The sequence below is a fragment of the Saccharopolyspora rhizosphaerae genome (genome assembly GCF_003931915.1).
Classification (GTDB): Bacteria; Actinomycetota; Actinomycetes; order Mycobacteriales; family Pseudonocardiaceae; genus Saccharopolyspora; species Saccharopolyspora rhizosphaerae.
The window spans coordinates 527,719-548,158 of the sequence record NZ_RSAA01000035.1 but is presented as its reverse complement, the minus strand read 5'-3'; the positions used below and the strand labels follow the sequence as shown (position 1 = coordinate 548,158).

28 protein-coding genes and 4 tRNA genes are annotated in these 20,440 nt (G+C 68.9%); 24 read left to right on the top strand and 8 right to left on the bottom strand.

The window, feature by feature from the left end; translation table 11 throughout:
- Positions 1–22: 22 nt before the first annotated feature.
- Positions 23–514, bottom strand: coding sequence for a YajQ family cyclic di-GMP-binding protein (locus EIL87_RS25520; RefSeq protein ID WP_125093105.1), 492 nt, complete (start codon positions 512–514; stop codon positions 23–25).
- A 47-nt stretch (positions 515–561) separates the two neighbouring features.
- Entirely contained in the window at positions 562–954 is a 393-nt protein-coding gene (locus tag EIL87_RS25515; protein WP_125093104.1) for a VOC family protein, read from the bottom strand.
- Between the two features lie 105 nt (positions 955–1,059).
- Between EIL87_RS25515 and EIL87_RS27195 the strand changes: the two genes are divergently transcribed.
- The 3 genes from EIL87_RS27195 (at position 1,060) to EIL87_RS25505 (ending at position 2,383) form a co-directional block, all read left to right on the top strand.
- Positions 1,060–1,278 carry a hypothetical protein gene (locus tag EIL87_RS27195; protein ID WP_199740608.1) on the top strand — a complete coding sequence of 73 codons (219 nt, stop codon included), beginning with the start codon at positions 1,060–1,062 and terminating at the stop codon, positions 1,276–1,278.
- On the top strand, positions 1,278–1,487 hold the full coding sequence (locus tag EIL87_RS27190) for a hypothetical protein (RefSeq protein ID WP_199740607.1): 210 nt from the start codon (positions 1,278–1,280) through the stop codon (positions 1,485–1,487). Before EIL87_RS27195 ends, EIL87_RS27190 begins: the two co-directional genes overlap by 1 nt.
- Positions 1,488–1,636: 149 nt before the next feature.
- The gene (locus EIL87_RS25505; protein ID WP_125093103.1) at positions 1,637–2,383 is read left to right on the top strand and encodes an ATP-binding cassette domain-containing protein; all 747 of its coding nucleotides are present in this window, start codon (positions 1,637–1,639) and stop codon (positions 2,381–2,383) included.
- A 28-nt stretch (positions 2,384–2,411) separates the two neighbouring features.
- Here EIL87_RS25505 and EIL87_RS25500 read toward each other — a convergent pair whose 3' ends face one another.
- Positions 2,412–2,714, bottom strand: coding sequence for a YrhK family protein (locus tag EIL87_RS25500; protein ID WP_125093102.1), 303 nt, complete (start codon positions 2,712–2,714; stop codon positions 2,412–2,414).
- Between the two features lie 156 nt (positions 2,715–2,870).
- Here EIL87_RS25500 and EIL87_RS25495 point away from each other — a divergent pair, with 156 nt between their 5' ends.
- Both EIL87_RS25495 and EIL87_RS27775 read left to right on the top strand, forming a co-directional pair.
- Positions 2,871–3,476 (top strand): hypothetical protein, encoded by a 606-nt coding sequence (locus tag EIL87_RS25495; RefSeq protein ID WP_125093101.1) that lies wholly within the window; start codon positions 2,871–2,873, stop codon positions 3,474–3,476.
- Positions 3,477–3,602: 126 nt separating this feature from the next.
- Positions 3,603–3,731, top strand: coding sequence for a hypothetical protein (locus EIL87_RS27775; protein WP_267898879.1), 129 nt, complete (start codon positions 3,603–3,605; stop codon positions 3,729–3,731).
- Positions 3,732–3,972: 241 nt separating this feature from the next.
- On the opposite strand, the gene EIL87_RS25490 is transcribed toward EIL87_RS27775, so the two are convergent.
- Positions 3,973–4,572 (bottom strand): short chain dehydrogenase, encoded by a 600-nt coding sequence (locus tag EIL87_RS25490; protein ID WP_125093100.1) that lies wholly within the window; start codon positions 4,570–4,572, stop codon positions 3,973–3,975.
- A gap of 71 nt (positions 4,573–4,643) precedes the next feature.
- On the opposite strand from EIL87_RS25490, the gene EIL87_RS25485 reads away from it, so the two are divergent.
- Together EIL87_RS25485 and EIL87_RS25480 are read left to right on the top strand one after the other, a co-directional pair.
- The gene (locus EIL87_RS25485; protein ID WP_125093099.1) at positions 4,644–5,567 is read left to right on the top strand and encodes a LysR family transcriptional regulator; all 924 of its coding nucleotides are present in this window, start codon (positions 4,644–4,646) and stop codon (positions 5,565–5,567) included.
- A 153-nt stretch (positions 5,568–5,720) separates the two neighbouring features.
- Entirely contained in the window at positions 5,721–5,864 is a 144-nt protein-coding gene (locus tag EIL87_RS25480) for a hypothetical protein (RefSeq protein ID WP_233576581.1), read from the top strand.
- A gap of 129 nt (positions 5,865–5,993) precedes the next feature.
- On the opposite strand, the gene EIL87_RS25475 is transcribed toward EIL87_RS25480, so the two are convergent.
- Together EIL87_RS25475 and EIL87_RS25470 are read right to left on the bottom strand one after the other, a co-directional pair.
- Positions 5,994–6,078, bottom strand: a tRNA-Tyr gene (locus EIL87_RS25475).
- 77 nt (positions 6,079–6,155) lie between these two features.
- Positions 6,156–6,464: a hypothetical protein gene (locus EIL87_RS25470; RefSeq protein WP_125093098.1), complete on the bottom strand. Its 309-nt coding sequence runs from the start codon at positions 6,462–6,464 to the stop codon at positions 6,156–6,158.
- Between the two features lie 71 nt (positions 6,465–6,535).
- Here EIL87_RS25470 and EIL87_RS25465 point away from each other — a divergent pair, with 71 nt between their 5' ends.
- Positions 6,536–6,787 (top strand): hypothetical protein, encoded by a 252-nt coding sequence (locus EIL87_RS25465; RefSeq protein WP_125093097.1) that lies wholly within the window; start codon positions 6,536–6,538, stop codon positions 6,785–6,787.
- Here EIL87_RS25465 and EIL87_RS25460 read toward each other — a convergent pair.
- Positions 6,768–7,181, bottom strand: coding sequence for a TIGR03668 family PPOX class F420-dependent oxidoreductase (locus EIL87_RS25460; protein ID WP_199740606.1), 414 nt, complete (start codon positions 7,179–7,181; stop codon positions 6,768–6,770). The genes EIL87_RS25465 and EIL87_RS25460 overlap by 20 nt on opposite strands.
- A 28-nt stretch (positions 7,182–7,209) precedes the next feature.
- On the opposite strand from EIL87_RS25460, the gene EIL87_RS25455 reads away from it, so the two are divergent.
- From EIL87_RS25455 to rplA, 12 genes are all read left to right on the top strand, one after another.
- Complete coding sequence (locus EIL87_RS25455) at positions 7,210–8,184, top strand: alpha/beta hydrolase (RefSeq protein ID WP_233576580.1); 975 nt, start codon at positions 7,210–7,212, stop codon at positions 8,182–8,184.
- Positions 8,185–8,500: 316 nt separating this feature from the next.
- Positions 8,501–11,125 carry a putative bifunctional diguanylate cyclase/phosphodiesterase gene (locus EIL87_RS25450; RefSeq protein WP_125093095.1) on the top strand — a complete coding sequence of 875 codons (2,625 nt, stop codon included), beginning with the start codon at positions 8,501–8,503 and terminating at the stop codon, positions 11,123–11,125.
- A gap of 132 nt (positions 11,126–11,257) precedes the next feature.
- Positions 11,258–11,330 (top strand) — tRNA-Thr (locus tag EIL87_RS25445).
- A 102-nt stretch (positions 11,331–11,432) separates the two neighbouring features.
- Positions 11,433–11,508 (top strand) — tRNA-Met (locus tag EIL87_RS25440).
- A gap of 68 nt (positions 11,509–11,576) precedes the next feature.
- The gene (rpmG, locus tag EIL87_RS25435) at positions 11,577–11,741 is read left to right on the top strand and encodes a 50S ribosomal protein L33 (protein ID WP_132621563.1); all 165 of its coding nucleotides are present in this window, start codon (positions 11,577–11,579) and stop codon (positions 11,739–11,741) included.
- A gap of 153 nt (positions 11,742–11,894) precedes the next feature.
- Complete coding sequence (locus tag EIL87_RS25430; RefSeq protein ID WP_125093093.1) at positions 11,895–12,344, top strand: MaoC family dehydratase N-terminal domain-containing protein; 450 nt, start codon at positions 11,895–11,897, stop codon at positions 12,342–12,344.
- A complete protein-coding gene (locus EIL87_RS25425; protein WP_125093092.1) occupies positions 12,341–12,766 on the top strand; it encodes a MaoC family dehydratase in 426 nt (141 codons plus the stop codon). Before EIL87_RS25430 ends, EIL87_RS25425 begins: the two co-directional genes overlap by 4 nt.
- Before the next feature lie 177 nt (positions 12,767–12,943).
- Positions 12,944–13,016 (top strand) — tRNA-Trp (locus EIL87_RS25420).
- Between the two features lie 30 nt (positions 13,017–13,046).
- On the top strand, positions 13,047–13,421 hold the full coding sequence (secE, locus tag EIL87_RS25415) for a preprotein translocase subunit SecE (RefSeq protein WP_125093091.1): 375 nt from the start codon (positions 13,047–13,049) through the stop codon (positions 13,419–13,421).
- A gap of 79 nt (positions 13,422–13,500) precedes the next feature.
- Entirely contained in the window at positions 13,501–14,376 is an 876-nt protein-coding gene (gene nusG, locus EIL87_RS25410; protein ID WP_125093090.1) for a transcription termination/antitermination protein NusG, read from the top strand.
- Positions 14,377–14,531: 155 nt separating this feature from the next.
- Positions 14,532–14,966, top strand: coding sequence for a 50S ribosomal protein L11 (gene rplK, locus EIL87_RS25405; RefSeq protein WP_125093089.1), 435 nt, complete (start codon positions 14,532–14,534; stop codon positions 14,964–14,966).
- Positions 14,967–15,058: 92 nt separating this feature from the next.
- Positions 15,059–15,766 carry a 50S ribosomal protein L1 gene (rplA, locus tag EIL87_RS25400; RefSeq protein WP_125093088.1) on the top strand — a complete coding sequence of 236 codons (708 nt, stop codon included), beginning with the start codon at positions 15,059–15,061 and terminating at the stop codon, positions 15,764–15,766.
- 196 nt (positions 15,767–15,962) lie between these two features.
- Here the strand turns inward: rplA and EIL87_RS25395 are convergent, their stop codons facing one another.
- Positions 15,963–16,712: a hypothetical protein gene (locus EIL87_RS25395; protein ID WP_125093087.1), complete on the bottom strand. Its 750-nt coding sequence runs from the start codon at positions 16,710–16,712 to the stop codon at positions 15,963–15,965.
- A gap of 289 nt (positions 16,713–17,001) precedes the next feature.
- Between EIL87_RS25395 and rplJ the strand changes: the two genes are divergently transcribed.
- The 4 genes from rplJ to EIL87_RS25375 all read left to right on the top strand — a co-directional run bounded on the left by rplJ (position 17,002) and on the right by EIL87_RS25375 (position 20,437).
- Positions 17,002–17,517 (top strand): 50S ribosomal protein L10, encoded by a 516-nt coding sequence (gene rplJ, locus EIL87_RS25390; RefSeq protein WP_125093086.1) that lies wholly within the window; start codon positions 17,002–17,004, stop codon positions 17,515–17,517.
- Between the two features lie 132 nt (positions 17,518–17,649).
- The gene (gene rplL, locus EIL87_RS25385; RefSeq protein ID WP_125093085.1) at positions 17,650–18,039 is read left to right on the top strand and encodes a 50S ribosomal protein L7/L12; all 390 of its coding nucleotides are present in this window, start codon (positions 17,650–17,652) and stop codon (positions 18,037–18,039) included.
- A gap of 359 nt (positions 18,040–18,398) precedes the next feature.
- Positions 18,399–19,652 carry an ABC transporter ATP-binding protein gene (locus EIL87_RS25380; RefSeq protein ID WP_125093084.1) on the top strand — a complete coding sequence of 418 codons (1,254 nt, stop codon included), beginning with the start codon at positions 18,399–18,401 and terminating at the stop codon, positions 19,650–19,652.
- Positions 19,649–20,437, top strand: a complete 789-nt coding sequence (locus tag EIL87_RS25375) for an MlaE family ABC transporter permease (RefSeq protein WP_125093083.1) — start codon at positions 19,649–19,651, stop codon at positions 20,435–20,437. Before EIL87_RS25380 ends, EIL87_RS25375 begins: the two co-directional genes overlap by 4 nt.
- Positions 20,438–20,440: the final 3 nt, after the last annotated feature.

The window sequence follows — 20,440 nt, the reverse complement described above, 5'->3', positions numbered from 1 at the left end:
TGTGCGCAGGGTGCGGCGCTGATCACCGGTAGTTCTCGAACTGCAGGGCCACGTCGAAGTCGGAGGACTTCAGCAACGAGATGACGTCCTGCAGGTCGTCCTTCTTCTTGCCGGAGACGCGCAGCGCGTCGCCCTGGATCTGCGCCTGGACCCCCTTGGGGCCTTCGTCGCGGACCTTCTTGGAGATCTTCTTCGCGACCTCCTGGGAGATACCCTGCACGAGCTTGCCGGTGGCCTTGTAGACCTGGCCGGAACTCGCCGGGTCGCCCATGTCCAGGGCCTTCAGCGAGATGCCGCGCTTGATCAGCTTCTCCTTGAAGACCTCGATCGCGGCCTTGCAGCGCTCCTCGGTCTCCGACTCCAGGACCACGGCGTCCTGCCCGGACCAGGAGATCTTGGTCCCGGTGCCCCGGAAGTCGAACCGGTTGGCCAGCTCCTTGGCCGCCTGGTTCAGCGCGTTGTCCACCTCCTGGTGATCCACCTTGCTGACCACGTCGAAGGACGGGTTTGCCACCTTGAGTACCTCCCAGTAGAGCCGCTGTTCAGGTCTGCCTGAACACGCTACCGGGGGCCGAGCAGGTCCCACTTGTTACCCGCGATGTCGCGGAAGACGACCACCCGCCCGTAGGGCTCGGTGCGCGGCTGCCCGAGGAACTCCACCCCGGCCTCGAGCATCCGCCGGTACGTGGCGTCGAAGTCCTCCACCTGGAGGAAGAAGCCCACCCGGCCCGCGGTCTGGTCCCCCACGACCGCAGCCTGGCGTTCCCCGTCGGCCCGAGCCAGCAGCAACCCGGTCTCCGCGCCCGGGGGCCGCACCACGACCCACCGCTTGGCCCGGCCGTCGTGGGTGAGCGCAGGCGAGTCCTCCACCAGTCCGAACCCGAGCACGTGCACGAAGAAGTCGATGGCCTGGTCGTAGTCCTGCACGACGAGCGAGACGAGGGACATGCGCATCCGACCATCCTGCCCGTTCGCACGACCGGCCCGACTGCGAGCTTGATCTCCAGTCAACTCGAAGTTCTAGCGTCGTGGTGAACGTGATCGGACACGAGGAGAGCGATGACCATGAACGACGTGCGACCCACCCTGAGCGACCCGGAAGCGCAGGCCACAGCGGAGGCGGCGGTGGCGGACTTCGCCGCCGAGCTGCAGAAGGGCCTCGACTCCAGTGACGCCGACGTCTACGACCGCTCGTCGCCGCGGACGTCCTCTGGGGCAGCCCCTACGGCCAGACCCTGGACAGCTTCGAGGAGCTCTCCGCCGCCCACCACCGCCTGATGGCCGCGGCCGTCGCTCCGCCGTCGCGGTTCGAGGTCGTGCACGTGCTCGCCCCGGCCCCGGGCGTCGCGATCGCCCACCTCCGCAGGCAGGCCCTGGACGGCACGGGTTTCTCGGAGATGGCCCTCTACACGCTGGTCGAGCGGCACGGCCGCTGGTGGCTGGCCGCAGCCCAGAACACCCCCATCGCCACACCTCCAGCAGCCTGATCTCCCCGAACAGCGGCCCCCGACCACCCGGGTCAGGGGCCGTTCCGCGGTCGCCTCCCCAGCGTCCTGGCGGCACAGGCCTCAGCGAGTGCACTTCCGAGTCGCGTGCGCCGGGTGGTGGGTGAGCCGATCCCGGGGAGGTCGACGGCATGGGCGGGCCAGTAGCCGAGCTGAGGGGTCTCACGGTCCACGTCGACACCGGTCGGTGGAGCGAGACCGTCCTCGAAGCGGTCGACCTGGTGGTCCCCGCGGGGCAGATCACGGTGCTCCTCGGCGAGTCGGGCTGCGGCAAGTCGATGCTCGTCGCGGCGCTGACCGGGACCCTGCCGGAGTCGGCGCAGAGCACCGGCGAAGTCCGCATCACCAGCACTCCCGTGCTCGACCAGCGGCGATGGCGACACCTGCGGGCGGGAACGGTGGGTCTGGTGCCGCAGGACGGGGTCACCGCGTTCAGCGCTGACGACACCGTCGGAGCACAGCTCCGAGAGCTGCACCGCCTGCACCAGGCGGGGAGTGTGGACGAGGCGTGCGCTGCGGCCTGCTACCCGACCGACGTGATCGAGCTTTTCCCGCACCAGCACTCGGCCGGACAGGTCCAGCGCGCAGCTCTCGCCGCCGCGCTGCTCCCCGCACCCGAACTGCTCGTCGTCGACGAACCCACCGCCTCGGTCGAGACGAGCCTCTCCCACCAGATCTGGCGGAACCTGCGCGCGCAGGCCGACACCGGTGCCGGCGTCCTCGCCGTCACGCAGGACGTCCACCGGCTGCTCGACACCGGCGTCCCCGACCGCCTCCGGTTCATGCGCGAGGGCCGCATCACAGCCGCGGGGACCGTCGCCGAGGTGAGCGCGTCCGCCGACCCCTACCTGCAGGGCTTGCTCCGGCACGTGGGGTGAGGGGAGCGGGTGACGCACGGCCGACCTGCTAGAAGTCCTGGTCGGACTCCTTGTAGGCGTTCTGGCCCGCGGAGGGGAAGCGGCGCAGGTGCACTTGCCTGGTCAGCCGGATCGCCGGGCGGATGATCAGTTCGATGCTGCCCGCCAGGAACAGCCAGGTCCCCGCCGTGATCGTCGACTCCCAGAAGAAGAAAGCGCTTCCGACCGTGAACCACAGCGCGATCATGATGTCGTTGATGATGCTGAGCGTCTCGTAGCGCCTGCGGATCAGCAGTTCGTCGTTGCCGATGCGCAGGACCCGCATCGTGGAGTCGTCGTCGTGATCGTCCATGCCCGAGTATGAGGGCAACTTCGCGCCCCTCGCGAAGCGATGTCCCAGGTCATCACGACCGGAACTGGCCACGGTCAGCCCGCCTCGGGTGTACCGGCCGGGTGAGCGGTTGCCTCGGAGCACGCTGCGTCCACCGGCGGATCCACCGATGAGTTCGTGAAACGCCCGTGGCGCCGGCTTCGTGATGAGATCATCACCGAGCGTGGGTGCGGAGATCACGCCCCGGCTCGACTCGCGCTGGACCAGTCCTCCCGTGGAGGTCGCGTTGACGCAGGCACGCCGCGGACGTTTCGCGGTCCTCAACCACCAACGGTCGACACCCCGGCCGAAGACCTCCTGGCGGCCAACGACACGGCGGAAGCGCTGCTGTCGCTGATCGAGGACTCCGTCGGATCGACGCCGTTCACGGTCGCCATCGACGCGGGCTGGGGCAAGAGCAGCCTCATGCAGCTCATGCGGACCAGGCTGGAGGCCAAGGGCACTCCGACGGCTTGGTTCAACGCGTGGACCTCAGGCGCCGACTCCCTCGAAGTGCTGATCAAGTCGGTGCTGCTGTCGTTCGACCGCAACATCGTGCGCCGGGCGTACCACCGGCTGGCGCGGCGTCGCCGCTTCGCCGCGGCCCCCCGGATCGTCATGGCGGTCGTGGTGAACTTCTTCGGTCTGCGGCGGCTCGTCGACACGGTGTGGGACCAGTTGTCGAACGCTCTGCGCTGCACAGACACGCTCCGGCTCAGGATGCGGACTCGCTGGTCGGGCTGAGAGGGTCACGACCTTCTCGGGGCAGGCTGCGCCTAGCGCTCAGTCGAAGTTCGCGCGAAGTTCGAACTGCAGGCCGCGGAACAGGGCAGACACGGCGGAGATCACGGAGCGACCCCGGGCGCGTCGGTGGACGCGCAAGCGCGCAACGAGATCCGCGACGTCGTGCGCGAGATGGCCACGGAGTGGGTCCACCGACTCACGAACGACGCCTATGAACTCCGCTCGTTGCTCCTCAAGGTGCCGCGCAACCGGTGAGGCACGGCTCATCCGCCTCGCCGCTCACCACGAGGAGAGAAGACGCCATGACCGTTGGTCACGGGGTCGCGCCGCATCCTGAGCGCCACCGTCATCACCCGGACACCACCACGCTCCACCGCGTCCGACGCACAGCGAACAGCCGGGCTGATGCCGGCGAGGCGAGATGCATGAGCACGAGGTTCATGCCGAGACCACGCCGAGGGCGATGAAGGCCGCGGTGGCGGCATGCGTGATGTCGTCATGGCAGGGTGATGACCTCGCCGGTGGAGGCGCCCTCGATCGCCTTCTGGAATCCGCGAGCGACATCGGCCACGTCGACCGGGGCGAATCCCGGGAAGAAGTCGCCGAAGTCATCCAGGCTCTCGGTGAACACCGAAGGGCTGACCACGTTGATCCGGCGCGGCGCGATCTCGATCGCTGCGGCGCGGACGAACGCCTCGACCGCACCGTTCACGGTCGCTGCGGCGGTGGCGGAGATCACCGGGTCGCGTGAGGGGACTCCGCTGATCAGGGTGAACGAACCGCGCGGCGAGACGTGGTCCAACCCGGTGCGCACCAGGTTGATCTGCGCGAGGACCTTCTGCGACCACGCCGCGTTGAAGTCGTCGGAGGTGAGTTCGTCAATCGGTGCGTAGGTCACGTCCCCGGCTGCTGAGACAACGGCGTCGACCTGCCCCACGTGCTGCCACATCCGCGCTAGCTGGGCTTCGTCGGAGATGTCGTACTGGACGTCGCCGGTCGTGCGGCCGACGGTGATGATGTCGTGGCCTCGCTCGCCCATGAGCTGGGTGACGGCTCGGCCCGCTTTTCCTGCTGCACCTACGACGATGATCCGCATGCCACGACGCTAGATCGGGCAGTGCGCGGAAGGGAAATACGCGGCGGCGCCACCCGTCATACGCTGAGCGCATGAATGTGGAGCTGCGGCACCTGCGCGCACTGGTCGCGCTTGCCGAGTCCGAGACGTTCACGACGGCAGCGGCGGTCCTGCGCACCACCCAGCCGACGCTGTCCCGCACGATCACGCAGCTCGAAGAGCTCACCGGCGTGAGGCTGGTCGAACGCACGACTCGGGAGATGTCGTTCACCCCGGCCGGGCGGCAGCTTGCCGCGACCGCGCGCGAGCTGCTGGGTGCGCTCGACGGTGCGTTGGCCGAGTTGGGCCATGCTGAGGCTCCGCTCCGGCTCGGCTGGGCCTGGGCCGGTCTCGGCCGTCACACCGTCCCGCTCGTCCAGGAGTGGAAACGCACCTACGCGGAGACGATCGAGCTCAGCCGCCCGCGCGATCCGGTGGAGGCGCTCCGGCGCAACGACATCGATGCCGCGCTCGTCCGCAGGTCGCCCCCGTCGCCGGAACCGCTTCCAGGTCTCGCGATGACCAGCCTGTTCACCGAGAAGCTGGTCGCGGCGATCGCGGTCGACGATCCGCGAGCCGACAAGAACACCGTCACGCTGACCGAGATGACGCAAGACCCGGTCGCCGTGTGCGCGACCGCGCCGACCGTGACCAGCCATCTCTGGGATCACACCGGCGACACGCCTACCACGATCAGCGTCGCGAACACTGACGAGTGGCTGACCCGGATCAGCGTTGGCGACGCCGTCGGAGTGACCGCAGAAGCCACCACCTACCACCACCAAGTTCCCGACGTCGCATACCGCCCCATCGAGGACTCCCCACCTGTGGAAGTCGCTCTGACCTGGCCCGCAACCACTCCCCACCCTCGAGTGCACGCCTTCGCGCAGTTCGCCCGCGACTACTTCGCCACGATCCTCAGCACCACCACCCCACCGCTCATCCTCGACCACAGCGAGCCGGCGGAGGAAGTGTGAGGGCCTTACCCGTTCGAGTCAGCCAGCGTTGCGAACAGTGTTGCGGGTTCGCTCGCCGGTGGCCAAGCGCCTGTACGGCCACGCCGCTGTGTCGACTCGGCTGAACGCTGGCGTGGATTCGGGAAACGGCCTTGTGACCTACGCCATGCCGCGGTGTCCACCTGGCTCAACGGCGGGGTCGAGGCGACTCGCGTCGCCGAGCGGGCCGGCCACAGCGTGGGCGTGCCCCTTCGCGTCTACGCGAAGTGCCTCGACGGCGGCGAACAGGCAGCCGACAGCGAGTGGAGCAAGCGCTAGCCCAAGCCTGAGCTTTGCCGTGCATTTGCCGTGGAGCGTCGTACACGGCCGGACCGGACCGGACACAGCCGGACTTCAAAGCGAAGACCCCGTGACCGCTCATCGCTGGTCACGGGGTCTTCTTGCTGCTGGTGCCGGGTGGAGGATTCGAACCTCCGAAGGCAATGCCGGCTGATTTACAGTCAGCTCCCTTTGGCCGCTCGGGCAACCCGGCGTGTGCTCGCCAGCTGTGCTGGCTTGCGGGAAAAGCATACAGACCGTTCCGGGCGGTTCACCGACGGGGTCCCCGGGTCAGGTGTCGTCTGGGCGGAAGACCAGGTCGTCGGCCTGGGCGCGGCCCGCCTCCAGCGTGACGCGGGCTTCCGGGGGCAGGTCCGCCTCCAGGTCGGGGCCCGCGGCCTTGAGCAGGACCATGAGGCGTTTCGCCAGTCCGCGGGCCTGGGTGAGGCGGATCTGCGGCTCGGCGAGCTGGGCCAGGGACTCGTGCAGCATCTTCCGGTAGCGGTCGTTGAGGTCCGCGTGGGTGTCGAGGAGCTGCAGGGCCCGCGTGAGCTCCGCGAGGTCCGTGGTGTCCACCTGGACGTGGTACGGGTCGAGCACGCCGCGACCTTACTCGTGGCGGCTTCTCCTCGACGGTGCTGCTCGCCGCTCGGACGGGTTAGCGTGGAGGCATGGCCATCGACCGCGCGGGGCGCGCGAAGCGGCGCGAGCAGTTGCGAGCGGCTGCTCCTGTGCCCAAGCCCGAACGCTCCTCCGTGGGCGGAGTGGCGATGGAGGTCGAGGGCCTGTTCAACGTGGGTGTCAAGCACCAGCTCGACCACCTGGCCTGGGTGGAGGTGGCCAAGGAGGACGAGCGTGAGTCCGGAGCGGGTCCGCTGGACCTGGACTCGGACGTGGTGCGGATCAAGCCCCAGGACCCGTAGCCCAGCCCGACCAGCGCTGCACCTGCACCGCGATCAGGCTCCCGCCGGGAGGTTCGCCCTGGTAGTGCGGGTACTTGGCGATCAGCTCGTCGAGCAGCGGGTGCGAGACGTGCACGGAGGCGGTGCCGTCCGCGCGCACCCACCACAGCTGCGTCCAGTCCTCGTCGTAGTGGTCCACCAAGATCGAGACCTGCGGGTTCTCCTCGACGTTGCGGATCCGGCGCAGCTTCGCCGAGGACTTCGGCTTCCAGTCGACGGCGGTGATCAGTTCGTCGCCTGAGACGGCGAACACGATCGGCACCACGTGCGGCCTGCCAGAGCCGTCCGCGCTGGCCATGCGGGCGACCCTGGCCCTCGTGAACCGGTCACGTGCCTGCTCTCGGCTGATGCGCATGGTCTCCCGAACTCCGTATGTTCGAAGTGTGCCTTCGAGCGCTCCTTCCACCCCAGGGTCCGCCACCGACGTCGGTCCCGGCTACCGCGACCGCCTGCACTGGCAGCGTTACCAGGCGTTCTTCCCGGGCGCGCTGCGCCTGAGCGTCGACAACGCGCCGGACGAGCACTGGTGGCGGTGGCGCGGGCTGAAGGTGCACGTGGACCGGGTCGACCGCCCCGACGCACCCGCCAAGGTCATCGCCTTGCACGGCGTCGGCACCTACGGGCGCATGCTCGGCCCCTACGGCAGGCTCCCGGCGCTGGCCGACCTGGAGTACCTCGCCCCCGACCTGCCCGGGTTCGGCCTCACCGGTGCCCCGCTGCTCGGAGCGAAGTACTCGGACTGGGTCGCCTGCGTGCGCGACCTCGTCGAATGCGAGCGCGCTCGCGACTCCCGGCCCGTCGTGCTGCTCGGCGTGAGCACGGGCGGACGGCTCGCCTACGACGTCGCCGCGACCACCCGGGTCGACGGCGTCATCGCCACCTGCCTGGCCGACCCGAGCCGTGACGAGGTGCGGCGGGTGCTCGCCGCGCGGCCCGAGATGGCGCGGTGGTCATCCCTGCTGTCGCTGGTGCGGGAGCCGCTGTCGGCGGCTCGGATCCCGATGCACTGGCTGGTCAACATCGCGGCGGTGTCCAACCAGAGCCAGTACGCGAACCTCGTCTGGGCCGACGAGCTCGCCGGCGGCTGCTGGATCTCGCTGCGCTTCGCGCGCAGCTGCCTGGCGTCCGGCCCGGCCGTGCCGCCCGAGAGCTTCACCGAGACACCGCTGCTGCTCGCCCACCCCGACGAGGACCGCTGGACGCCGCCCCTGCTGTCCGAGGGGTTCTTCGACCGGATCGCCGGACCGACCCGCGCGGCAGCGCTGCGCGGAGCCGGGCACCTGCCCGTGGAGGAGTCCGGGCTGGCCGACCTCGACCGTGCGGTGCGTGACTTCCTGGACGAGTTCGACCTCCAATGATCCACACCCCGTGGCCGATGCGGTCACGTACCGTGGTCGGCCCTCGGTGTTGTTGCGGTGATCCTCACAAAGTCGTGAGCACGCCCCGGCGAGCGCAAGCGTTGCTGTCGCTCGGCCTCGATCGGCAACATCGCCGCACTTCACAGCCGTGCTGAAGGAAAGGGCGAACACGCCACCCGCCGGGAGAACCCATCTGGTGCGTGCATCCGGAGTGGGGCGGGAGGTCCATTCGACGCTGGCCATCCGTGCTCTCGTGCGTCACGATCGGCGGACGGACACATGTGGTACGGCCGTATCGCCAGCGGGAGGAGCGTGGATGATCGAGCGTCACCGCTCCCTCGGCCCGCATTCCGGCCTGGAACCAGCACGTCCTCCGGTGAGAGCCGAGGTCGACCCGGTGCGGCGCCGGATGTTCGCGAGCTTCTCCTTCGTGGTGCTGGCGGCCGGGGTCCTCGTCTCGCTGCTCACCGCCGGCAGCCTGCCCGGTCGCTACAGCCCTGAGCTGCTGTTCATCGGTCCGCTCCTGGCCGTCGGCTTCCTGCTCGCCGAGCAGCTGACCATCGACGTCGACGTCAAGCGCGTCGGTTGGACGATCTCGTTCACCGAGATCCCGCTGCTGCTCGGACTGCTCACCGCCCCGTTCGAGGTGGTGCTCGCGGCGAACCTGCTGGCCGGGCTCGGTGCTCAGGTGGGCAGGCGCGCGGCCACCCACGTCGTCTACAACGCCGGGGTGCTGTGCCTGGAGATCGCGGTGCCCTTCGCGGTCGCCAGCCTGGTCAACCAGGCCCTCGCCGGCGTCGCCCCCGACTGGTTCGGCCCCGTGGTGGGCACCCTGACCTCGCCGCTCATCAGCTGCGGGTTCGCGCTGGCGGCCCTCACCGTGCTGGGCGGTGCGATGAAGGTCGCCGCCGGCGCGCGCCTGGCCGGGCGCACCCTGGCCGTCGGCCTGCTCAACACCTCTGTCGGCCTCATCGGCTACGAGGTCGCCATCGGCACCCCGTGGGGCTGGCTGCTGGTCGGCCTCGTCGCGGTCGCCGTGATCGGTCTCTACCGCGCCTACTCCGACCTGCTGCGCGAGCAGCGCGACCTGGAAGCGCTCAGCGACGTCAGCCTCAGCGTGGCCCGCTCCGGCCAGGGCGCTCCGACCGCGCCCGACCCCGTCGGCGAGCAGGCGGTGCCGCTGGGCGAGTGGGAACCAGTGGCCGAGCGCATCCGCGAGCAGCTCAACGCCACCCGCGTAGTGCTGCGACTGCGGCTGGACCCACGTGGCGAGGTCACCACGCTCGTCGCCGGCGAAGCCCTGCCGGAGGCCGCGCTGCAGGCCGCACCGGACGCCTTGCGCGACGACCCGCTGCTGCAGCTGCCGGGCAGCCACGTGCGCTCCTTCCGGACCCTCGAAGCGCCGGAGGAAGTCCGGCGCGTGCTGCGGCAGCGCGGCGCCTACGAGGCTCTGGTGGTCCCGCTGCGCGGTGCCAGCCAGCTGCTCGGCGCGGTCGAGGTGCACGACCGGGTCAGCCGCTGGCGCGGGTTCGGTCGCGCCGACGTGCGACTGCTGCACACCCTGGCCAGCCACCTGGCCACCGCCATGGACAACCGCAGGCTGCTGGCCCGGCTCCGGCACGACGCCTACCACGATCCGCTGACCGGACTGCTCAACCGCACCGGCTTCCGCGAGATCTCCGGCGAGGAGCTGCGCAACGGCCGCGCCGCCGTGGTCCTGCGGGTCGACCTGGACCTGCTCACCACGGTCAGCGAGGCCCTCGGCTACACCTGGGGCGACCGGATGGTCGTCGCCGCAGGCCAGCGGATGCGCGAAGCCCTGGACGACGCGCCGCTGGCCCGCCTGGAGGCCAACTCGTTCGCAGTGCTGCTGCTCGACCACACCGAGGAGCAGGCGCACGAGGTGGCGGTGCGGCTGTGCGACGTGATCGCCATGTCCTACCCGCTCGACCGGATCGTCGTCGAGGCCGCCGGAGTCGCCGGGTACGCCTCCTCGGCGCCGGCGGACGGGGAAGCCGAGACCGACGTCGACACGCTGCTCCAGCACGCCGACGTGGCGGTGCGGGCCGCGCGCAACGGCGAGGACGCGGTGCGCTGCTACGCCCCCGCCATGGGCCAGGTCTTCCTGCGCCGGTTCCAACTGGTCACCCAGTTCCGGCAGGCGCTGGACACCGGGCAGGTCGAGGTCCACTACCAGCCCAAGGTGGCGCTGCCGGAGCGCCAGGTCGTCGGGGCCGAGGCGCTGGTGCGCTGGTCGCACCCCGAGTACGGACGGCTGGACCCGGACGAGTTCGTCCCGCTGGTGGAGGCCACCGGGCTGGTCGACGCGCTGACCGCGTTCGTCCTGGAGTGCGCGCTGGTCAAGATCCGGCAGTGGATGGACCGCGGGTTGCGGATGTCGGTGGCGGTGAACCTGTCGGTCCGCAACCTCGCCGACGAGACCTTCCCGGACCGGGTCGCCGAGGCGCTGGAGCGCCACGACATCCCGCCGGAACTGCTCACCCTGGAGCTCACCGAGTCCAGCGTGATGGCCGACAAGGAGCGGTCCCTGCCTGTCCTGCGGCGGCTGCACGCGATGGGCGTGGTGCTCGCGGTGGACGACTTCGGCACGGGCTACTCGTCGCTGGCCTACCTGCGGCAGCTGCCGGTGGACGAGGTCAAGATCGACAAGAGCTTCGTGCTCGGCATGGGGACCGACCTGAGCGACCTCGCCGTGGTCCGCACGATCGTCGAGCTCGGTCATTCGCTGGACCTGGCCGTGGTCGCCGAGGGCGTCGAGGACGACGCCGCGCGCGACCAGCTGGTCGGCATGGGCTGCGACGTGGCCCAGGGCTACCTGATCTCCCGACCGCTCTCCGAGGACCGCTTCGAGGCGTGGCTGCAGGCCCGCACGAAGCGCGAGAGCGTTCGCGAGGAGACCGTGCTCACACTCCTGCACTGATGCCGGAAATGACCCGATCAGGTGGGGTGCTGAGCGAAACGGTGGCCGCGACCTGCGGTTTCGCCAAAAGGCACCCCCCTGTTCCGGGGGGTCCGGAGGGTGTGTAAAGTTCTAATCGCTCCGCAAGGGCACGCCCCAATAGCTCAGTCGGCAGAGCGTCGCCATGGTAAGGCGAAGGTCTACGGTTCGATTCCGTATTGGGGCTCGAAAGACAGCCGCGGTGCTCGGTAAACTGGGTGCTGTGGCTGTTTTGCGTGGGACATCCTGCGTCGCTTGAGGCATCCGGTTCACACCGCGGCCTCGGCATGGCGGTGTAGCTCAGTCGGTAGAGCAAGCGGCTCATAATCGCTGTGTCGCCGGTTCAAGTCCGGCCACCGCTACCAGTCACGGGTTCGCGAGGATTCCTCCAGAGCGAACCGCCCTTAGTTACGACCGAGAGGAAGGCACCCCCGTGGCCGCCACCGACGTTCGACCCAAGATCACGCTGGCGTGCGAGGAGTGCAAGAACCGCAACTACATCACCAACAAGAACCGGCGTAACAACCCGGACCGGTTGGAGATGAAGAAGTTCTGCATGAACTGCGGCACGCACAAGCTCCACAAGGAGACCCGCTGACGCCAGCGGTTCCTTCGCGAACGCCTTCGAGAGCCCGCCCCCGGACACCGGGAGCGGGCTCTTCTCGTTGGGCGGGGATGGGTCGCTGACGGATGCCGGGCACGCGGTGAAAGCGGCTCCGCCGCGCCGGCGCGGACCTAGTAGCCTTCGCTCGTGCCGCTCGACGAATCATTCATCGGACGTGAGTACCCGCCCACCGAGCCCTACGAGGTGGGGCGGGAGAAGATCCGCGAGTTCGCCCGCGCGATCAAGGACGATTCCCCGCTGCACGTCGACGTCGAGGCGGCCAAGGCCGCCGGTTACCCGGACGTGATCGCGCCGCCGACCTTCGCGGTGATCCTGTCGATGTCCGCGCAGGACCAGATCGTCGGCGACGAGCAGCTCGGCCTGGACTACAGCCGGGTGGTGCACGGCCAGCAGGACTTCGTGCACCACCGGCCGATCCGGGCGGGCGACCGGCTGGTGACGGTCGCGCACGTGGACGACGTCAAGACGCGCGCGGGCAACGACTTCCTGACCGTCCGCGCGGAGATCACCACCACCGACGGCGAGCCGGTGTGCACCGCCACGTCGATGGTGGTCGTGAGGGGGCCTGAGGCATGACGGTGCGCCTGTCGGAGATCTCCGTCGGAGACCCGTTGCCGGAGCTGAGCGTGGCGCTGGTGCGCTCGGACCTCGTCCGGTACGCGGGGGCCTCCGGGGACTTCAACCCGATCCACTGGAACGAGCGGTTCGCCAAGGAGGTCGGCCTCCCGGACGTGATCGCCCACGGGATGCTCACGATGGCCGTCGCCGGGCGGCTGGTGAGCGCCTGGACCGGCGACCCCGGGTCGATCGTGCGGTACGGCGTGCGGTTCACCCGTCCGGTCATCGTTCCGGACGACGACACCGGCGCCGTGGTGGAGCTCAGCGGCAAGATCGCCAAGATCAACGAAGACGGCACGGTCAAGGTCACGATCACCGCGAAGTCGGCGGACCAGGGCGTGCTCGGCGGGGCTTCGGCCACTGTCCGCATCCCGGCGTGACCCAACGCGCTCACCAGCGGTGGAGTCGGTTTCCCGCCAAGACGGGGGTGCCGTTGGAAGCGCGTTCTCGACGTGCCGTACACTTTCGAACTTGGGATGCCCGAGCACCTTGGAACAGGGAGTTCCAGGGACGGTGAAGGGCGTCCCGACTTTGCGGTCGGGCTCCACGGGCCGCAGAGGGGTGTAGCTCAATTGGCAGAGCAGCGGTCTCCAAAACCGCAGGTTGCAGGTTCGAGTCCTGTCACCCCTGCGTCGATGCGACGGTGAGCGGAGGATGGTCGTGAGCGAGGACCGCGAGCAGGGCCAGGACGGGCCGCGCGAAGGCGCCCGTCCGTCCAGCGCCGCGGCGCGGCGCGAGCGTCGCGCCTCCGCCCGTTCCGGGTCGGGCTCCGGTCCGGCGCGCACAACTGAGTCGAAGGGTCGGCCGACGCCCTCGCGGGATGGCCGGCAGGGTCGGGTTTCGCTGTTCCGGAAGATCGGACGCTTCCTGCGCGAGGTCGTCGCCGAGCTGCGCAAGGTCATCTGGCCGACGCGCAAGGCGCTGATGACCTACACGCTCGTGGTGCTGGTGTTCGTCAGCATCATGGTGGCGTTCGTCGCCGGCGTGGACGTGCTCTTCGCGAAGGGCGTGGGCTGGCTGTTCGGCACTGGCTGAACCTCCGGGTACGCCCAGGTGGTGCCGGCGGCGAAAAGACGACCCGGCACGCAACGCACGAGAGGAAGCGAGACCGACTGTGACCTCGCACGAGGAGACCTCCCAGGAAGCCACCGGCCTCACCGAAGAGCAGGTGCAGCCCGAGGCTGCCGAAGCCGAGGCCGTGTCCGTCGAGGCTGAAGAGGCCGGTGCAGTCGATTCCTCGGAAACCGACTCCGCCGACGAGGCCGCTGCCGACGAGGCGGCTGGAGACGAGACCGCTGCCGACGAGACGACCGGCGACGAGACGACCGCTGACGAGTCCGGGGAGACCGCGTCCGACGAGGAGGCGGAGGAGACCGACCCGGTCGAGGAGCTGCGTGCCGCGCTGCGCCGCGCGCCCGGCGACTGGTACGTGATCCACTCGTACGCCGGTTACGAGAACAAGGTCAAGACCAACCTCGAGACCCGTGCCCAGACGCTGGACGTCGAGGACTACATCTTCCAGGTCGAGGTGCCCACCGAAGAGGTCACCGAGATCAAGAACGGCCAGCGTAAGATGGTGCAGCGCAAGGTGCTGCCCGGCTACATCCTCGTGCGGATGGAGCTCAACGACCAGTCGTGGAGCGCCGTGCGCAACACCCCGGGTGTGACCGGGTTCGTCGGCGCCACCTCCAAGCCGTCGCCGTTGACCATCAACGAGGTGCTGAAGTTCCTCGCACCGCAGGTCGAGGAGAAGAAGCCGGAGGCCGGCAAGAAGGCCGCTGCGGGTCAGGACACGACCGCTGCCAAGCCGGCGGTCGAGGTCGACTTCGAGGTCGGCGAGTCCGTCACCGTCATGGACGGTCCGTTCGCGACGCTCCCGGCCACCATCAACGAGGTCAACGCCGACGCCCAGAAGCTCAAGGTGCTGGTGTCGATCTTCGGCCGCGAGACCCCGGTCGAGCTCTCGTTCGACCAGGTCTCCAAGCTCTGACCGCTCTCCCGGTAGCGGGAGCGCGGCGGGCTGCGCGTGGATCTGGCAGGACCCCGCGCAGCAGGGGCGATTCCACCGTCTCGTGGTCTCGCCAGATTCGGTGCCGCCTTCCGGCGGGACCGAGCAACCGGATAGCGAAGACACAGGAAGCAAACATGCCGCCCAAGAAGAAGAAGCTGGCAGGGATCATCAAGCTGCAGATCCAGGCCGGCCAAGCCAACCCGGCCCCGCCGGTCGGCCCGGCGCTGGGTCAGCACGGCGTCAACATCATGGAGTTCTGCAAGGCGTACAACGCCGCGACCGAGGCGCAGCGTGGCAACGTCGTGCCGGTCGAGATCTCCGTGTACGAAGACCGGTCCTTCGACTTCAAGCTGAAGACCCCGCCGGCCGCGAAGCTGCTGCTCAAGGCCGCCGGCGTGCAGAAGGGCTCCGGCGAGCCGCACAAGAACAAGGTCGGCAAGGTCTCCATGGACCAGATCAAGGAGATCGCCCAGACCAAGATGGAAGACCTCAACGCCTACGACATGGACCAGGCCGCGAAGATCATCGCCGGCACGGCCCGTTCGATGGGGCTGACGGTCGAGGGCTGACCCGCTGCCGGTCGCACCGGCGCGAACACCCCTGTGGGAGGGCTTGCGCAGCCCGACCAACCACAACTGATCCACTGATTTCGAGGACAGACATGGCTAAGCGCAGCAAGGCATACCAGCAGGCGGCCGAGCTGGTCGACCGGGCACGCCTCTACACCCCGGCCGAGGCGGCCGAGCTGGCGAAGAAGACCGCCAAGGTCAACTACGACGCCACCGTCGAGGTCGCTCTGCGGCTGGGCGTCGACCCCCGCAAGGCAGACCAGATGGTCCGCGGCACCGTGAACCTGCCGCACGGCACTGGTAAGACTGCCCGCGTCATCGTGTTCGCCACCGGCGACAAGGCCGCTGAGGCCGAGGCCGCCGGCGCGGACGCGGTTGGTTCTGATGACCTGATCGAGCGCATTCAGGGCGGCTGGCTCGATTTCGACGCGGCGATCGCCACTCCGGACCAGATGGCGAAGGTCGGCAAGATCGCTCGGGTCCTCGGCCCGCGTGGTCTGATGCCGAACCCGAAGACCGGCACCGTCACCCCGAACGTCACCAAGGCGGTCGCGGACATCAAGGGCGGTAAGATCAACTTCCGCGTCGACAAGCAGGCCAACCTGCACTTCATCATCGGCAAGGCGTCGTTCGACACCGCGAAGCTGGTGGAGAACTACGCGGCTGCGCTGGACGAGATCCTGCGCGCCAAGCCGTCGGCGTCGAAGGGCCGGTACCTCAAGAAGGTCACCTTCACGACCTCGATGGGCCCGGGCATCCAGGTGGACCCGACCGCCACCCGCGTGGCGGCTTCTGCCTGACCCGAGAAGGCTCTTGGGAAAGAGGGCGAGCGCTCCCGGAGCGCTCGCCCTCTTCCTCTTTCCGGGGGAAGAACCGGACAAGATCGGAATTCCTGGCGCGGTTTCCTCCGGGCGGTGCCACCCGGCGCGCAGAATTGGTGACGGCGAGTGCCGGGTGGGCGTTCCGCCCCAATTCCGCGGCCGGTCGGGAATTGCGTCAGGGGCAGGTGGCCGAGGTGAGGGCGTAGGCGGAGATGGTCCATCCGCCCTGCGGTGTTCTCGTCAGCTTGAAAGTGCCGAGGGTCGGACCGCCGGTGACCCGCATCCGGCATCCTCGGACCTGCGCTTCGGCCCCCATCTCGACGACGGCGTCGTGGTCGAACCGGGGATTGGCGTAGGCGTTGGGATCGGTGATCTGGGCGTGCAGCGAGCGCGCCGCCGCGCCGCAGTCGGGTGCGCCGTGCGCGGCCGCGAAATCGGCCTTGCCGTCGTCGTCGAACAGCGCGCACGCCTGCTCCGGCGGTTGGGCGCGCAGGTAGTTGTGCAGGCTGCGAACGGCCTGCTGCGGGTTCTGCGCGGTCACCGGGACCGCGTCGACCGGGGCGCTGCCGCCGGTGCCGCTCTCGCTCGACGAGCCGTCTCCCTCGCCGAAGTAGTGGTCGTAGGCCAGGTTCAGCAGGAGCAGCGCGATGATGACGTAGAGGGCGCGTCGCACCCACTTGAGGCGGAGCAGGCCGAGAGCCTGCTTCCACCACGGCTTCTCAGCGACCGGAGCGGTGGTGTCGCCACCCTGGGCGGCCTGCCACTCCTTGAACCGCTTGAACTCCAGGAACTCCTGGTACTCCGGGTCGTCTGTCGCCTTCGGTGCGCGGGCGCGAGGAGCGTCCTCGGTCTCGGCGACCTCGACGACTTCGGCGTCGACGATCTCGGGCAGGTTGTCGGAGCGCGGTTCCCGCTGATCAGCCACAGGCACATGATGCCGGGCGGCCGGGGGTCGGTGGAAGCGCCCGCACCGGGTCCAGTACTCTTGAGGAGGTTCCACCCAAGACCGCTGGTCTTCCTCGGGTTCGGCGACGGATCGCGAGGAACGAAGGTCCCGTGAGATGCGGGCGGCCCGCGCAGGAGGGACGAGGCTGGAGGAGCGCGCCCGCGCGCACTGATCTTCAACGCCCCGTGCTGCCCTGCGCCGGGGCGTTTTGTCGTCTCAGGACCCGACTGGATGGGTCAGCCACAGTCGGAAACAGAGAGGAGGCGACATGGCGAAGTCCGACAAGGTCGATGCGGTCAGCGAGATCTCGGAGAAGTTCAACAACTCCACCGCTGCCGTTGTGACCGAGTACCGCGGGCTCTCGATGGCTCAGCTGTCTGAGCTGCGCCGCGCGCTCGGTTCGAACGTGAGCTACCGTGTCGCGAAGAACACGCTGGTCAAGCGTGCCGCCGAGCAGGCGGGCGTGGAAGGCCTCGACGACCTGTTCGTCGGTCCGACCGCGATCGCCTTCGTCGATGGCGAGCCGGTCGATGCAGCCAAGGCGATCAAGGAATTCGCCAAGACCAACCAGAACCTGGTGGTCAAGGGCGGGTACATGGACGGTCGTCCGCTGTCCGTGTCCGAGGTCGACAGCATCGCAGACCTCGACTCGCGCGAGGTCACGCTGAGCAAGCTGGCCGGTGCCATGAAGGCCAAGATGAACCAGACCGCCGCGCTGTTCGCCGCGCCGGCGTCGCAGGTGGCCCGCATGGCTGCCGCCCTTCAGGAGAAGAAGGGCGAGTAAGGCTCTCCGCAGTCCGCAGTGGACGGTGCGTGAGAGCGTGCCACCGCAGCGGGCTCCGGATCGCTTCCCGCGCGAAAACCCCACCCGGACGCCGCGCAGGTGCCCGGACTTCAAGCAGAAAGGAACGCCGACATGGCGAAGCTGAGCAACGACGAGCTGCTGGACGTCTTCAAGGAGATGACCCTCCTGGAGCTGTCGGAGTTCGTGAAGCAGTTCGAGGAGACCTTCGACGTCACCGCCGCCGCCCCGGCTGCGGTCGCCGCGGCCCCGGCCGCCGGTGGTGGCGAGGCCGCCGCCGCTGAGGAGCAGGACGAGTTCGACGTCGTCCTCGAGGGCGCCGGCGACAAGAAGATCCAGGTCATCAAGGTGGTCCGTGAGATCGTCTCCGGCCTGGGCCTGAAGGAGGCCAAGGAGCTCGTCGAGGGCACCCCGAAGCCGATCCTGGAGAAGGTCGACAAGGAGAAGGCCGACGACGCCAAGGCCAAGCTGGAAGAGGCCGGCGCCTCCGTCAGCGTCAAGTGACTCCTCAGGCCGGAACCCCTGTCGCGTTCGGCGGTGACCGGTAGGCGGAACGTGTCGTAGTTCCGCCACCGGCGCCGGTTTCGGACCGGTTCCGGTCTTTTGACTCACAGTAGGAGAACGGGCACTCGCTGTTGCGGGTGCCCGTTCTCTTTTCCTATGCGCGGAAACGGCCATCTTTTTTCGGACGTATCTCCGAAGACGCCTTGATTTCCGGTGAACTGATGAGTAACCCTGCTGCGTCGAGCTCGTTGCTCAGGTGTGACGCCAACTACCCCCGTTGAGCGCGTCACATGTGCAAGGGTGCTTCCCCGGGGAATGTTCTCCCCGGAATCGCTGCAATCGAGGACGCGGAGGTTCGGATGGGCGTCGAGGTGGTTGTCGAGGGGCTTTCGAAGTCCTTCGGACCGCAGACCATCTGGCGGGACGTCTCGCTGAATCTGCCCCAGGGCGAGATCAGCGTGTTGCTCGGGCCTTCCGGCACAGGCAAGTCGGTGTTCCTGAAGTCGCTGGTGGGTCTGCTCAAGCCCGACGAGGGCAAGGTCGTCATCAACGGAACGGACATCTGCACCTGTTCCGAAAGTGATCTCTACGAGGTCCGGAAGCTCTTCGGCGTGCTGTTCCAGGACGGCGCCCTGTTCGGCTCCATGAACCTCTACGACAACATCGCGTTCCCGCTTCGCGAGCACACCCGCAAGAGCGAGTCCGAGATCCGCAACGTGGTGCTCGAGAAGATGGAGATGGTGGGTCTCATCGGTGCGGAGGACAAGCTCCCCGGTGAGATCTCGGGCGGTATGAAGAAGCGCGCCGGCCTGGCCCGCGCCCTCGTGCTGGACCCGGAGATCCTGCTGTTCGACGAGCCGGACTCCGGTCTGGACCCGGTCCGCACCGCGGTGCAGAACCAGCTGATCGTCGACCTCAACGCGCAGATCGACGCGACGTTCCTGATCGTCACGCACGACATCAACACCGCCCGGACCGTGCCGGACAACATCGGCATGCTCTACCGCCGCAACCTGGTCATGTTCGGGCCTCGCGAGGTGCTGCTGACCTCCGACGAGCCGGTCGTGGTGCAGTTCCTCAACGGCCGTCCCGACGGCCCGATCGGCATGAGCGAGGAGAAGGACACCGCGCTGGTCGAGGCCGAGCTGGCCAAGCACGGCCGGCCGCAGGTCCCGCCGATGATGTCGCAGCTGGAGGTCAGCCCCGGCCTGCCGGACCGGTCCGCGGTGCACCGCCGCAAGGACCGCGTGCTGCGCCAGCTGCGCTCGCTGAACCCCTCGGCGCAGGAGGAGATCCTCAAGAGCCTGACGCCGCAGGAGCGGGCCCAGTACGGGGTCGGCACCCCGGCGACCGGCTCCTGGCCGCAGCAGCAGGCGCCCGCTCAGCCGCAGCAGGCTCCGGTCCCGCCGCGGCCGCCGCAGGCTCAGGCGCAGGCGCCCCAGCAGGTCCCGCAGCAGCCGGCGCAGCCCGCGCAGCCTCCGCAGCAGGTGCGGCCCTCGCCGCACCCGCGCCAGACCGAGGAGGAGCCGGTGTGGCCCGGTGGCATCCAGGCGGAGGAGCAGGCGGCGGGCGGCCGTCGCCGCTGGTTCGGACGCAAGAGGGGTGAGCAGTGAGCGCGTCCCGGGTGCAGTTCCCCGGTGCGGGCGGGCTGCGCCAGACCGGCCGCCTGTTCGCGCTGGGCATGGACATCGTGCGGGCGATGCCCTCGCGGCCGTTCCAGATCCGCGAGTTCATCCAGCAGTGCTGGTTCATCGCCAGCGTCACGATCCTGCCGACCGCACTGGTCTCGATCCCCTTCGGCGCGGTCATCGCGCTCCAGCTGGGGTCGCTGACCAGGCAGATCGGTGCTCAGTCGTTCACAGGTGCCGCCAGCGTGCTGGCGATCATCCAGCAGGCCAGCCCGATCGTGACGGCTCTGCTGATCGCCGGTGCGGGTGGCTCGGCGATCTGCGCCGACCTGGGGTCGCGCAAGATCCGCGACGAGATCGACGCGATGGAGGTGCTGGGCGTCTCGCCGATCCAGCGCCTCGTGGTGCCTCGGGTGCTGGCCGCGATGCTGGTCGCCGTGCTGCTCAACGGCATGGTCAGCGTCGTCGGCGTGATGGGCGGCTACACGTTCAACGTGATCATGCAGGACGGCACGCCCGGTGCGTACATGGCCAGCTTCAACGCGCTGGCCCAGCTGCCGGACCTGTGGATCAGCGAGCTCAAGGCACTGATCTTCGGCTTCCTGGCCGGAGTGGTGGCGGCCTTCCGCGGCCTCAACCCGCCACCAGGCCCGAAGGGCGTCGGGGACGCCGTGAACCAGTCGGTGGTCATCACCTTCCTGCTGCTGTTCGCGGTGAACTTCATCCTCACGACGCTCTACCTGCAGTTGGTCCCGCCAAAGGGAATGTGACGG